12 protein-coding genes are annotated in these 12,746 nt (G+C 73.2%); 8 read left to right on the top strand and 4 right to left on the bottom strand.

From position 1 onward, the window contains the following. Nucleotides 1–68 precede the first annotated feature (68 nt). Both SROS_RS04890 and SROS_RS04895 read left to right on the top strand, forming a co-directional pair. Nucleotides 69–3,236, top strand: coding sequence for an AfsR/SARP family transcriptional regulator (locus SROS_RS04890; RefSeq protein WP_012887771.1), 3,168 nt, complete (start codon nt 69–71; stop codon nt 3,234–3,236). Nucleotides 3,237–3,451: 215 nt separating this feature from the next. Beyond that, nucleotides 3,452–3,901, top strand: coding sequence for a hypothetical protein (locus SROS_RS04895; RefSeq protein ID WP_012887772.1), 450 nt, complete (start codon nt 3,452–3,454; stop codon nt 3,899–3,901). 79 nt (nt 3,902–3,980) lie between these two features. Here the strand turns inward: SROS_RS04895 and SROS_RS04900 are convergent, their stop codons facing one another. From SROS_RS04900 to SROS_RS04915, 4 genes are all read right to left on the bottom strand, one after another. Beyond that, the gene (locus SROS_RS04900) at nt 3,981–5,291 is read right to left on the bottom strand and encodes an FAD-binding oxidoreductase (RefSeq protein WP_012887773.1); all 1,311 of its coding nucleotides are present in this window, start codon (nt 5,289–5,291) and stop codon (nt 3,981–3,983) included. A 34-nt stretch (nt 5,292–5,325) separates the two neighbouring features. Further along, nucleotides 5,326–5,577 (bottom strand): nuclear transport factor 2 family protein, encoded by a 252-nt coding sequence (locus SROS_RS04905; protein WP_245564559.1) that lies wholly within the window; start codon nt 5,575–5,577, stop codon nt 5,326–5,328. Nucleotides 5,578–5,615: 38 nt separating this feature from the next. Beyond that, nucleotides 5,616–6,293 carry a sulfotransferase family protein gene (locus tag SROS_RS04910; protein ID WP_012887775.1) on the bottom strand — a complete coding sequence of 226 codons (678 nt, stop codon included), beginning with the start codon at nt 6,291–6,293 and terminating at the stop codon, nt 5,616–5,618. 186 nt (nt 6,294–6,479) lie between these two features. Then, entirely contained in the window at nt 6,480–7,010 is a 531-nt protein-coding gene (locus tag SROS_RS04915; RefSeq protein ID WP_012887776.1) for a CGNR zinc finger domain-containing protein, read from the bottom strand. A 169-nt stretch (nt 7,011–7,179) separates the two neighbouring features. Here SROS_RS04915 and SROS_RS04920 point away from each other — a divergent pair, with 169 nt between their 5' ends. The 6 genes from SROS_RS04920 (at nt 7,180) to SROS_RS04940 (ending at nt 12,744) form a co-directional block, all read left to right on the top strand. Beyond that, the gene (locus SROS_RS04920; protein WP_012887777.1) at nt 7,180–8,082 is read left to right on the top strand and encodes an alpha/beta fold hydrolase; all 903 of its coding nucleotides are present in this window, start codon (nt 7,180–7,182) and stop codon (nt 8,080–8,082) included. 1,290 nt (nt 8,083–9,372) lie between these two features. Then, entirely contained in the window at nt 9,373–10,029 is a 657-nt protein-coding gene (locus tag SROS_RS53740; protein WP_169369254.1) for a hypothetical protein, read from the top strand. A gap of 171 nt (nt 10,030–10,200) precedes the next feature. Further along, the gene (locus SROS_RS50745; RefSeq protein WP_169369256.1) at nt 10,201–10,371 is read left to right on the top strand and encodes a hypothetical protein; all 171 of its coding nucleotides are present in this window, start codon (nt 10,201–10,203) and stop codon (nt 10,369–10,371) included. 18 nt (nt 10,372–10,389) lie between these two features. Beyond that, nucleotides 10,390–10,683, top strand: coding sequence for a hypothetical protein (locus SROS_RS51965; protein ID WP_012887781.1), 294 nt, complete (start codon nt 10,390–10,392; stop codon nt 10,681–10,683). A gap of 1,040 nt (nt 10,684–11,723) precedes the next feature. Next, entirely contained in the window at nt 11,724–12,056 is a 333-nt protein-coding gene (locus tag SROS_RS51970; protein ID WP_012887782.1) for a hypothetical protein, read from the top strand. 271 nt (nt 12,057–12,327) lie between these two features. Further along, the gene (locus SROS_RS04940) at nt 12,328–12,744 is read left to right on the top strand and encodes a hypothetical protein (RefSeq protein ID WP_012887783.1); all 417 of its coding nucleotides are present in this window, start codon (nt 12,328–12,330) and stop codon (nt 12,742–12,744) included. Nucleotides 12,745–12,746: the final 2 nt, after the last annotated feature.

A 12,746-nucleotide genomic window follows, 5' to 3' on the forward strand; every position in this document is an offset into this window, starting at 1 on the left:
GTCCACTGTGCTGGAAGTGCTTTACGGAATGTTTCTGCTTGTCTTACGGCCCGGTTATCGTGGCCCGCATGCGTTTCGGGATGCTGGGGCCGGTGGCGGTGTGGACATCGGCGGGCGAGCTGGTCGCGGTGCCGGGGCTGAAGGTCCGGGCGCTGCTGGCCGACCTGCTCCTGCACGAGGGCCGCCCGGTGCCGGCCGACCGGCTCATCGACGATCTGTGGGGCGACGACCTGCCGGGCAACCCGGCGGGCGCGTTGTCGGCGAAGGTGTCACAGCTGCGGCGCGTGCTGGAGGACGCCGAGCCGGGGGCACGTGAGCTCGTGTCCCACCAGCCGGCCGGATACCTGTTGAAGGCCGAGACCGACGCCGTCGACTTCGAGGCCTGGCTGGAAGCCGCGGACCGGGCCGCCGCCGGTGAGCGGGCCGAGCTGCTGGGACGGGCGCTGGGCCTGTGGCGGGGGAGCGCGTTCGCCGACTTCGCCGACGCGCCGTTCACGCGCGCGGCGGCGGCCCGGCTGGAGGAGCGGCGGCTGGCCGCCGTGGAAGAGCTGGCCGAGGTACGGCTCGCGCTCGGTGAGCACGCGCTGCTCGCCGGTGAGCTGGGCGAACTGGTCGCCGCCCACCCCCTGCGCGAACGGCTGCGCGCCGCGCACATCCTCGCGCTGTACAGGTCCGGGCGCCAGAGCGAGGCGCTCGGCAGCTACGAGCGCCTGCGCGCCGTGCTGGCCGAAGAGCTCGGCCTGGACCCCAGCCCGGACCTCGTCGCCCTTCACCGGCAGGTCCTCACGCAGTCCGTCGCGGGCGGCCCGTCCCCCGGCCCGTCCCCCGGCCGGACGAATCTGCCGACGCCGCTCGGCGCGCTCATCGGCCGGGACAGCGCCGTCGCCGAGCTGCGCGAACGGCTGGCCGGCGAGCGGCTGGTGACCTTGAGCGGACCCGGCGGCGTCGGCAAGACCAGGCTCGCCATCGAGGCCGCCGCCGGCCTCGACGAGGTGTGGTTCGTCGAACTGGCCGTCCTCGACCGGCCCGGCGCCAAGGACGCGGAGTCCAGGCTGGCCGAGGCCGTCATGGCGGTGCTCGGGATCAGCGAGGGCGCGCAGCCCGCGGACCGGCTCGTCGAGGCACTGCGCGGGCGCCGCACGCTGCTCGTCCTCGACAACTGCGAGCACGTCGTCGAACCGGTGGCCGCGCTGGTCGCGCGGCTGCTGGCCGCCGCGCCGGGGCTGCGGGTGCTGGCCACCAGTCAGGAGCCGCTCGGGCTGCCCGGCGAGGTGGTGTGGAACGTGCCGCCCCTGGACGTGGCCGCTCCGGACGCGGGTCTCGGTGAGCTGGCCGCCTCCGGGGCGGTACGGCTGTTCGTGGCCAGGGCGGGGGCCGCGTCGCGGGGATTCACGCTGGACGAGGAGAACGCGGCCGATGTGGCCGTGCTGTGCCGCCGCCTTGACGGGATCCCGCTGGCGCTGGAGCTGGCCGCCACCCGTGTGCGCTCCCTCGGCGTACGCGAGCTGGTGCGCCGCCTCGACGATCGCTTCAGGCTGCTCGCCACCGGGCACAGGGGTGCGCCGCCGCGCCAGCAGACACTCATGGCGATGATCGACTGGAGCTGGGAGCTGCTGGGCGAGACGGAGCGGGCCGTGCTGCGCCGGCTGGCCGTACACGCCGACGGCTGCACGCTGGAGGCCGCCGCCGCCGTCAGCGGGCACGACGTGCTCGATCCGCTGACCCGCCTGGTGGACCGCTCGCTCGTGGTCATGACCGACGATCCGGCCGGGCCGAGATACCGGCTGCTGGAGTCCGTCGCGGCCTACAGTGCCGACCGGCTGCGGGAGGCGGGTGAGGAGGAGCTGATACGGCACCGTCACCTCGCCTACTACCTTGATCTGGCCGAGGAAGCCGAGCGGCGGCTGCGGGGCGCCGACCAGCGCGAGTGGCTGGGGCGGCTGGACGCCGAGGCCGCCAACCTCAGGGTGGCCCTCGCCACCGCCGCCGGCCCGGCCGTTCTCCCGGCCTCGGCCGGCGAGCCCGCGTTGCGGCTGGTCAACGCCCTCGCGTGGTACTGGTTCCTGCGGGGGAGGCTGGCCGAGGCCGGGCGGTCGTTCGCGGTGGCGCTGGCCGTACCCGACGCCGGCGAGCCGGCCCTGCGCGGGCGGGCGCTCGCGTGGGACGCCGGGATCGCCTTCCTGTACGGCGACGGCGACGACGGCGACCGTGACCGGCGGAGAGAGGTCGCGCTGCGCCTGCACGACGACCCCGGCGGGCAGGCCAGAGCCGCCTGGTTCCTGGCCTACGCCGGCAGCGACCTGGGTGACCTGGCGGCGGCGGAGGAGCTGGTACGCGAGGCGCTGCCGGTGTTCGAGCGGTTGAACGACCGGTGGGGCACCGCCGCCGCGCTGACCACCAGGGCCAAGCTGGCCCACGTCCGCGGTGACCTCGACGGTCTGGGGCGTGACGCCGGGCGCGCCGCGGCGCTGTTCGCCGAGGCGGGGGACCGGTGGGGGCAGCTGGAGGCCACCGGCTGGCTGGGCGCGCTGGCCGAGCTGACCGGAGACCACGCCGAGGCGGAACGGCTGCACCGTCAGGGCCTGCGCTGGGCCGAGGAGCTGGGCCTGTGGGCGGAGGTCGCCGGGCGGGTCGCCTGGCTCGGCTGGCTGGCGCTGCAACGCGGGGACCTGCCGGTCGCGGCCGAGACCTGTGAGCGCGGCCTCCGGTTGTACGCCGAGCAGGGGAACCGGGCGGGCGAGGTGTTCGCGACGATGGGGCTGGCGTTCTCGCTGCGCAGGCTGGGACGGCTGGACCAGGCCGAGGCGCACCTGCGCTCCGTGCTGGAGCGCAGTCCCGGTACGGCCGTGGGGGGCACGCCCCCGCCGTACCTGCCGATGATCCACTGCGAGCTGGGGTTCGTCGCCGAGCGGCGCGGGAACGGGCCGGAGGCGCTCGCCCGCCACCGGGAGGCGTTCGACCTGGGCATGGCCCTCCCCGGAAGCAGGGAGCTGCCGGCGGCGCTGGACGGCCTGGCCGGTGCCCTTGGCCTGCTGGGGCGGCATGAGCAGGCTGCCTGGCTCCTCGGCGCCGCCTCCGCGCTCCGCGCCGGGCAGAGCGTCGCGCCGGCCGAGCAGACGGACATCGACCGCATCACCGCACAGGTATGCGAGCGGCTGGGCGAGCCGCGCTTCACCCTGGCCCACCGGCACGGCGCCACCCTCACCCCTGCCGCCGCCCGCGCGGTGGCCGGATAGGGCCTGTTCCGTGGACCTGGCGGGGCCGGGACGGCACTGCGATCCCGCTCCGGCGTGTCTCTGACCTCGTGAACCCGGCGCCCCCGTGGACCAGGCTGGAAACAGATGTGACGCAGGTCACTCTCACCGGCCGATTCCCTTCCGCCGACCTCCCGGTCATATGGGCGACACCGCGACGACGCGGTGATCGCGGGGAACGGCAGGAAGGAACAGTCATGACGGAGATCACCGAGAACACGCAGGTCGCGCAGCCGGACGAGCAGGTCAGGGCCCTGGAGCGGCTCGTCGGCTCCTGGCGGGTGAGCGGAGGAGCCGAGGGGACGGTCACCTACCGCTGGCTGGACGGCGGCTTCTTCCTCATCCAGGACATCGAGATGGAGCAGTACGGCCAGCGCATCGCCGGCTTCGAGGTGATCGGTCGTGAGAAGCCCTTCGGCGCGGAGAGTGCCGGCGAGGACATCAAGTCCCGCTTCTACGACAGCCAGGGCAACACCTTCGACTACGTCTACGAGCTCGACGGTGACACCCTGACCATCTGGGGCGGCGAGAAGGGCTCACCCGCGTACTACAGGGGAACCTTCAGCGCCGACGGCGACACCCTCTCCGGCGCGTGGGTCTACCCCGGCGGCGGAGGTTACGACTCCAGCATGACCAGGATCAAGTAGGCCCGCCGACCGGTCCGCAGGGGAGACGGGGGCCGGGCGCGGTCGCGGCCGGCCCCCGCAGGTCCTCCGGGGCGGGGGATCAGGCGCCGACGGGGAAGTTGCCGCGCAGGACGTTCCGGGGATCGCGCCGGCGCTTGATCTCCCGCAGGCGGGTCAGGACGGCGGGGGTGAAGGCGACCGCCACGGTTTCGGCCGGGTTCAGGTAGGTGTACGGCTTGCGCCCGCTGACGGCGGGGGCGAGGCTCCGGACGAGTTCCCGCTGCCTGGTCCGGATGGCGGCCGCGACGTCGGGGGTGGACGGGACCCCGAACAGGTAGAGGGCGTAGGGCTCGGTCAGGGGGCCGTGCGGGCTCTCGGAAGGCCGGGCCAGGGCTCCGCCCAGGTGCCGGACCTGCACGCTGAGCAGTGGGTCGATGGGCGCCGAGAGCAGGGTCTTGGCCGCGAGGTCGTCCAGGCCGGTCAGCAGTTCGCCGCGGGACATGCCGGGGCCGGGAGTGGTCGGTTCGGCGGTGATGGCGCCGAGCTCGGCGACCGGCATGGCGGCGCGGCTGTCGGAGATCAGTCCGCCGATCCGGTCCAGAGGGCGCAGCAGCGCCCGGCCCTCGGCCGCGTCGCCCAGGTGGGTGACGTCCACGGCGACCAGCGGCGCCGAGCCGGGGAACTGCAGCAGGTCGAACCAGACGGTCAGCTCGTCGGGGGCCGTGGTGGTGATCGCCCGGTACGCCTCCAGCACCTCCGCCGCGCGGTCCGCCGGCCAGAGCAGGCGCCCGCCGTACAGGGCGGGTGCGGGGTGCAGGTCGAATTCGATCGCGGTGACCAGTGCGAAGTCGCCGCCGCCGCCGCGCAGCGCCCAGAACAGGTCGGCGTCGGAGTCGGCGGTGACCCGGGCCCGGACCCCGTCGGCGTCGACGACCTCGAAGGCGGTGACGGAGTCGGCGGCCCATCCGTAGCTGCGGCCGAACCAGCTGAGCCCGCCGCCGAGGGTGTAGCCGGCCACGCTGACCACCGGCGAGCTGCCGGGCAGTCCGGTCAGGCCATGCGGCCCGGCCACGGACTGCACCTGCCCCCAGGCGACGCCCGCGCCGACGCGGGCGGTGCGGGCGCCGGGATCCACCCGCACCTCGTCGAGCCTGCCGGTGCGCAGCAGGATCACCCCGTCCACATCACCCGTGGCGCCGTGGCCGCTGGGCTGGGCCGACACCGTCAGTCCCGCGTCGCGGGCGTAGCGCACCAGGGCCGCCACGTCGTCGGCGCCGGCGGCCTCGACCACCGCCCGCACCGGCTGCTCGACGGCCAGGTTCCACGGCCGGCGGGCCTGGTCGAAGCCGTCGTCTCCCGCCAGCGACACGTGGCCGCGGATCAGGGAGCGCAGGTCGTTGAGGTTACTCATGATCTCTTCTTTCGGGGGTCAGTTCGCGAACCGCTCAGCGGCCGAAGACGGCGGTGGGGTCGCCGGTGAACCAGAGGCAGTCGATGCCGACCCGGCGCATGCCCCAGCGGTCGCCGTCACGGACGAGGCCGACGTCGTAGAGGTTCTTCAGCAGGGCGTTCTTGCTCCGGTCGGCGGTGAGCAGGTGCTGGGCCTCGATCAGTGCGGTGAGGCGCGCGGTGTCGCCGTCGACGGCGATGCGCGGGTCGGTGACCTGGTGGGTCGTGTCCACCCGGCCGCTGAACATGCCCAGGATGGTAGCGACGATCGTGTCCCGCCCGAACATCAGCGGCGCAGGACCATCCGGGCGATCCGCCTGCGAGCGTCGCGGACGAAGCTCTCACTGTCGTTGAGCCGGGGGAACGGCGCCGCGGGGACGGGGAGACCGAGAAAGGCGCAGAGCGGCTCCCAGCCCTGCGTGACGTCGTAGACCAGCACCCGGTCCGGCGGGAACGACGCGCGCACCGCGTCGGTGTGGTCCTTGAAGACCTTCAGGACGTGTGCCTTGTCGGTGATGTCGCCGCCGAAGACCCGCTCGACGACCACCTCGCGGGTCATCCTGGTGAACGCGGCGAAATCACCGCTCATCCGGCACAGTACGGCGTATCCCGCGCGTCCGGCCAGGGACTCCCTTTTGCGTGCCTGCTTGAAGATCGTGGCCTCCATGCTCCTGTACCACCGCTGGGGGTCCCGGACGTTCAGCAGGATCTTGGCCTCGGGGTAGTGGTCGGCGAGCTCGCGCCAGTAGGACGCGCCCGGCCAGTCGACCGTGGCCTGGTAGCCGTCGAACACCGCGTCCCAGTCCGCCGACCGTCCCTCCGCGATGTCCAGCCACTGCCCGGCCATCTCGGGATGATCGAAGATCTCAAGCATGTGATAGCAGGGCCGCAGGCCCAGATGCTCCAGCGCCGCCTTCAACGAGGCGGTCCCCGTACGGCCGAACCCCGCTCCGATGACCTGCATGTGACCTCCCGGCCGCCCCGTCGTCCCGTGTGGCGGCGCGTCCGGTCTGCGGCCGCCGGCCCGCCACCTCCTGGATGCCCGGAGCTGTGACCTGCGGAACATCGGGCCGCCCGGGAACGCGATCATGATCACCTCGGGTGGCCTGTCCGCCGCTCCCGAGGCGCGGGCCTGACGGGCGGGCCCGGCTCAGCCGGCCTGCCCCCGGGTGTAGTGGGCGCGGGCCTTGGCGCGGTTGCCGCAGCCGGTCATGGAGCACCAGCGGCGGCGGCCGTTGCGTGAGGTGTCGAGGAACCAGAGCACGCAGCCGGGCCCGTCGCATTTCCGCACCCGTCCGGGAGGCGCCGTCCGGACGAGGTCGAGGAAGGCCCGCCCGGCCTCCCAGGCGGGTAGCCACGCCGGGTCGTCCAGCTCCGGACGTTCCGCCGGCCCGTGACCGTCGATGCTCAGCCGGAGCCGGCCGTGGGCGAGCACGGTGTTGAGCTCGCCGTACTCATTCTCCTCAAGTGCCCGCCGGATCGCGCGTCGTGCGTGTCGCAGCGGTCCGAGCGGGGTCTGGCCCTCCGGATCCACCGGCCCGAACTCGTCCTCGTGCTCAGCGAGCCAGGTCCGCAGGCCGGCGGGGTCCGCCAGGTAGTCCAGCATCCGCCCCTGCTCGGGCCACTCGGTGTTGACGAGGTCCAGAGCCAGAGGCTCCCCGGTCAGCGGTCTGTCGGTCACCGTCCAATCCTAACCCTCAAAGTCGCTTTGACAAGTTAGGTTCGCGACCGTACGGTCTAACCGACAAGAGCGATTTAGAGGGTTAGGCGATATTCGGCGGTGGCCCGGACGATCCCCGCCCCTCGGCTCGCCCGCGTCGGCAGATCAAGATCGAACAGAGGAGACCGGAATGTCCACCACTGACACGGCCGTCGGCGACATCGCCACGAACGGGGTCCGGCACCGCACCGTCGAGGTCCAGGGGCTGCGGGTCTTCTACCGGGAGGCGGGAGACCCGGCCAACCCGACGCTGGTCCTGCTGCACGGTTTCCCGAGCAGTTCGGCGATGTTCCGGAACCTGCTGCGCGACCTGGCCGACTCGTATCACCTGATCGCGCCGGACCACATCGGCTTCGGGCAGTCGGCGATGCCCCCGGCCGGCGATTTCCCGTACAGCTTCGAAAAGCTGACCGAGGTCACCGTCGGGCTGCTGGACGCTCTCGGCGTCGACCGGTTCGCCCTCTACATCCAGGACTACGGCGCGCCGATCGGGCTGCGCATCGCCGGCCGTGACCCGGAACGGGTGACCGCGATCATCAGTCAGAGCGGCAACGCCTACCTGGAGGGCTTCACTCCCTTCTGGGAGGTCCTGTTCGCCCACGCCAAGGACCGGGCCGCCAACGAAGCCGAGGTCCGTACGCTCCTGGAGGCGGAGGCGACCCGGTGGCAGTACACCCACGGCGTGCCCGCCGACCGGCTCGACCGTCTCACTCCGGACACCTGGACCCTCGACCAGGCCTACCTGGACCGGCCCGGGAACAAGGAGATTCAGCTCCAGCTCTTCTGGGACTACCAGTTCAACCTCGACGGCTATCCCGGCTTCCAGGAGTACTTCCGTACGCACCGGCCGCCTGTGCTCGTCGCGTGGGGGGAGAACGACGAGATCTTCGGCGCCGACGGGGCTCGGGCATACGCCCGCGACCTGCCCGACGCGGAGATCCACCTCCTGGACGCCGGGCACTTCGCCCTGGAGACCCATGGCGCCGAGATCGCGGCGCTCATCCGCGACTTCCTCGGCCGGAAGGTCTCCTGACCGCTCGCTCCGCCCGGCGCGTCGAGCGCGCCGGCGGCGCGAAAGCCTTTCCGGGCTCGGCGTGCCGGTGTGAGGGATCGATTCTCAGGGAGGCATAAATAGATGAAATTAAATAAGTACGACATTTCTCCATCGTTGGTTAATCCATTTAAATCTCATTAAGCAGGGCGATGGATCCTCGTGTCGATCATGGGGTACTTCGGGGGGTGCCACCGCTGTCGCGGTCTGCAGAACCTGATTCCCCGGAATCGTGAACGACATGGAATGCGATGACATCTAGCGGTATCAGACGGGCTCCAAATGTGGACCCCGGGAAACGCGGCCGGAGCTGGGCCGTCGCAACAACGGCAATCGGCGCTATCCTGGCGATCTCATGTCAGACGCCGTCAAGCGCCACTTCGGAGAGCGCGGGCGCCTTTCTCCTCCAGTATCGGGCCGGTGGTGGCGAATCCACTTCTGCCCGCTACGACGTCCGGACTCTCGACAGTTCGAGCCTCCGTGTGGGGGGAGCTTTCGCGCTGAGGCACTGCGGGTGCCGAAGGCGCCATTGTTGCCACCGCGGCTGCAATGGTTGGAACGGCCATAACGGCTGCAATGGTCACAACGGCCGTAATGGCCGCAACGGGCGGGACGGTCGCGACGGCCGCGACGGTCGTGACGGCCGGCACGGGCCGCCGGGAACGCGGGGCCCGGCGGGCGCCACCGGCCCGGGAGGCCCGACTGGTCCTGCGGGTCCGGGGGGTCCGACTGGTCCTGCGGGCACTACGGGTGCGACGGGTCCGGGAGGCCCGACTGGTCCTGCGGGTGCGACCGGCGCGACCGGTGCCACGGGTGCGGCGGGTCCTGCGGGTGATACGGGTCCTGCTGGTGCGACTGGTGCGACTGGTGCGACTGGTGCGACTGGTGCCACGGGCCCTGCGGGTGAGACGGGTCCTTCCGGTCCTGCGGGCGAGAGGGGTCCTGCGGGTGACATAGGTCCTGCTGGCGCGACCGGTGCCACAGGTGCGACGGGTGCGACAGGCCCTGCGGGTGCGACGGGTCCGGGGGGGCCGGCTGGTCCTGCGGGTGCGACCGGCGCGACCGGTGCCACGGGTGCGGCGGGTCCTGCGGGTGAGAGGGGTCCTGCGGGTGAGACTGGTGTGACGGGCGCTACGGGTCCTGCGGGGGCGGCGGGTGAGACCGGTGCTACGGGCCCTGCGGGGCCGGCGGGTGAGACGGGTCCTTCCGGTCCTGCGGGCGAGAGGGGTCCTGCGGGTGACATAGGTCCTGCTGGCGCGACCGGTGCCACAGGTGCGACGGGTCCGGGGGGCCCGGCTGGTCCTGCGGGTGCGACCGGCGCTACGGGCGCTACGGGTGCGGCCGGTCCTGCGGGCGAGAGAGGTCCTGCGGGTGACACAGGTCCGGTGGGTCCTGCGGGTGAGACCGGTGCGGCCGGTCCTGCGGGTCCTGCCGGTGACACGGGCCCTGCTGGTCCTACAGGTGCGAGGGGTCCTGCGGGTGACACTGGCGCCGTGGGCCCTGCTGGCCCAGTGGGTCCTGCCGGTGATACAGGTCCTGCCGGTCCGGCGGGCGCGACCGGTGCCACGGGCGCTACGGGCGCTACGGGCGCTACGGGTGCTACGGGTGCGGCCGGTCCTGCGGGCGAGAGAGGTCCTGCGGGTGCGACCGGTGCGACCGGTGCCACGGGTGCGACGGGTCCTGCGGGAGAGAGGGGTCCTGCGGGTGACACGGGTCCTGCGGGTGAGACGGGTCCCGCGGGCGCAAGGGGTCCTGCGGGTGCGACTGGTGATACGGGTCTGGTGGGTCCGGCTGGTGATACGGGCCCTGCTGGTCCTGCGGGCGAGAGGGGTCCTGCGGGTGAGACGGGTCCTGCCGGTCCGGCGGGCGCTACGGGCGCCACGGGTGCGGCCGGTCCTGCGGGCGAGAGGGGTCCTGCGGGTGACATAGGTCCTGCCGGTGCGACCGGTGCGACCGGTGCCGTGGGCCCTGCGGGTCCTGCGGGTGAGACCGGTGCTACGGGTCCTGCGGGCGCAAGGGGTCCTGTGGGTGCGACCGGTGCGACCGGTGCCACGGGTCCTGCGGGCGCAAGGGGTCTTGCGGGCGCAAGGGGTCTTGCGGGTGCGACCGGTGCTACGGGTCTGGTGGGCCCTGCTGGTGATACGGGTCCTGCCGGTCCTGCCGGTGCGAGGGGTCCTGCGGGTGACACAGGTCCGGCGGGTCCTGCGGGCGCGACTGGTGCGGCCGGTCCTGCAGGTGCTGCGGGTGAGAGAGGTCCTGCTGGTGACATAGGTCCGGCGGGTCCTGCGGGTGACACGGGTCCGGCTGGCCCGGCGGGTGCGGCTGGTCCAGCAGGTGACACGGGCGCCATGGGCCCTGCCGGCTCAGTGGGTCCTGCCGGTGCGAGGGGTCCTGCGGGTGACACAGGTCCGGCGGGTCCTGTGGGCGCGACTGGTGCGGCCGGTCCTGCCGGTCCTGTGGGTGAGACCGGTGCAACGGGTGATACGGGTCCTGTCGGCCCGGCGGGTGCGGTTGGTCCGGTGGGCGCGGCGGGTCCTGCCGGTCCTGCGGGGCCCGCGGGCGAGACGGGTCCGGCGGGTGTGACCGGTGCGGCGGGTCCTGCGGGTGACACGGGTCCTGCCGGCCCGGCTGGTCCTGCCGGTGCGGCGGGCCCTGCGGGTGACATAGGTCCGGCGGGTCCAGCGGGTGCGGCCGGTCCTGCCGGTCCTGTGGGTGAGACCGGTGCAACGGGTGATACGGGTCCTGTCGGCCCGGCGGGTGCGGTTGGTCCGGTGGGCGCGGCGGGTCCTGCCGGTCCTGCGGGGCCCGCGGGCGAGACGGGTCCGGCGGGTGTGACCGGTGCGGCGGGTCCTGCGGGTGACACGGGTCCTGCCGGCCCGGCTGGTCCTGCGGGAGAGACGGGTCCTGCGGGGCCGGTGGGTGCGACGGGTGCCACGGGTGCGACCGGTGACACGGGGGACACGGGTGCCACGGGCGCGGCTGGTCCCGCGGGCGCGACCGGTGCCACGGGTGCGACCGGCGCCACAGGCCCGGCGGGTCCCGCGGGGCCGGTGGGTCCTGCCGGTGCTCCGGGCGCGACGGGTGCCACGGGTGCCACGGGGGCGACAGGTCCCGCTGGCCCGGCGGGTGCGACCGGTCCTGCGGGTGACACGGGTCCTGCGGGTCCGGTTGGTCTTGCGGGGCCGGTTGGACCCGCGGGTGCGGCGGGTGCGGCGGGCCTCGTGGGTCCGGCGGGCCCTGCGGGTGCGGTTGGTCCGGTGGGCGCGGCGGGGGAGACGGGTCCTGCCGGTCCTGTGGGTCCGGCGGGCGCGGCAGGCCTGGCGGGTGCCACGGGCGCGGCGGGTCCCGCGGGTCCGGCGGGTGCCGCCGGTCCCGAGGGCGCCACGGGTCCTGCGGGCGACATAGGTCCCGCGGGTCCCGCGGGCCCGGTGGGCCCCGCGGGTGCTCCGGGCGCGACGGGTGCCACGGGTGCCACGGGTGCGGCTGGTCCCGCGGGTCCCGCGGGCCCGGTGGGTCCTGCCGGTGCTCCGGGCGCGACGGGTGCCACGGGTGCCACGGGCGCTGCTGGTCCCGTGGGTCCGGAAGGCCCCGCAGGACCGCGATCCGCCCTCGCCACGTCGTCCTTGCTCCTCGACGAGTTCGTCACGTCGGTACGAGGCGGCGGAACACTGGCTCTCCGCGACCCGAGGACGACCCCCGTCTGGCACAACCTCTCGGGTCTGCCCGGCTTCCCCAACGGCGTGACCGACGTCGCCACGTCGGTGATCTTCGAGGGTGTGTTGCCCTACCTGCACGTCGCGGTGCAGAGCGCAAGCGGCGACATCGCCCGGACACGGTGCCTCGTGGGGCTTCCCGTTCCGGTCATGGGAGGTTACTTTGCCCCGGGAACGCCCCTCGGGCCTCCGGCGTACCCGGCGAACTGCACCGCCTTCGTCAACAACACGCCAACGTTCTGAGCCCCGTCGGGGCCTGACGAGATGACCGTGAGTGCCGTTCCCGGCAAAGGCCGGGAACGGCACTCACCGTCTCGGCCGGGGACCCGCCGTTCCCGGACCTGTCCGCGCAGTCCGGCATCGGCTGCGACCGTCCGGCAGAGAGCCCGGCAGAGGACGAGCACCGTCGTGACGGCGGTCGCCCCCTCGGTATCCAGGTCACCCGGGCGGGGGATACGAGATCACCCGGCGGACGGGTGCGGCCGGTCGCGACACGGAACTACCGTTCTCGGCCATGAAATGGGTGCCACGGCTCGGAGCCGTACTGCTGGTGGCGGGTCTGATCGCCGGGGCGCTGGGCGTGTTCGCCCTCTCCCGGGCGAGCGACACGGCGGCGCGGCTGGAGGGTCACCTCCAGGCGGCGACCGAGCTGCTCCGCGAGGCGGAGGCCGTCAAGGAGACCGAACCCGAGCGGTACGAGCAGTTGAAGCAGGACGCCGATCGGCGCGCGGGATTCGCCGAATCGGATCAGGAGGAGTACTCCTCCCAGTCGCAGGGCGGATGGTCCCTGGCCGGCGCCGGGGGAGCCGGTCTTGTCGGGGGCGTCATCCTGCTCGCCCTCCACCGCTTCAGGATCATGCCGCGACAGGCGGGGCGCATGGCCTCGCGGCCTTCCGGGAAGCATACGGACATGCGGCCGAACGCCAGGTGAGC

This window comes from Streptosporangium roseum DSM 43021 (assembly GCF_000024865.1).
GTDB lineage: Bacteria > Actinomycetota > Actinomycetes > Streptosporangiales > Streptosporangiaceae > Streptosporangium > Streptosporangium roseum.

Excerpts from the sequence above, each read along its gene's own strand:
- SROS_RS04910 (WP_012887775.1), bottom strand. The coding sequence starts at position 6,293 with ATGCAGGTCATCGGAGCGGGGTTCGGCCGTACGGGGACCGCCTCGTTG.
- SROS_RS04920 (WP_012887777.1), top strand. The coding sequence starts at position 7,180 with ATGTCCACCACTGACACGGCCGTCGGCGACATCGCCACGAACGGGGTC.
- SROS_RS04905 (WP_245564559.1), bottom strand. The coding sequence starts at position 5,577 with ATGTTCAGCGGCCGGGTGGACACGACCCACCAGGTCACCGACCCGCGC.
- SROS_RS04940 (WP_012887783.1), top strand. The coding sequence starts at position 12,328 with ATGAAATGGGTGCCACGGCTCGGAGCCGTACTGCTGGTGGCGGGTCTG.
- SROS_RS04895 (WP_012887772.1), top strand. The coding sequence starts at position 3,452 with ATGACGGAGATCACCGAGAACACGCAGGTCGCGCAGCCGGACGAGCAG.
- SROS_RS04890 (WP_012887771.1), top strand. The coding sequence starts at position 69 with ATGCGTTTCGGGATGCTGGGGCCGGTGGCGGTGTGGACATCGGCGGGC.
- SROS_RS04900 (WP_012887773.1), bottom strand. The coding sequence starts at position 5,291 with ATGAGTAACCTCAACGACCTGCGCTCCCTGATCCGCGGCCACGTGTCG.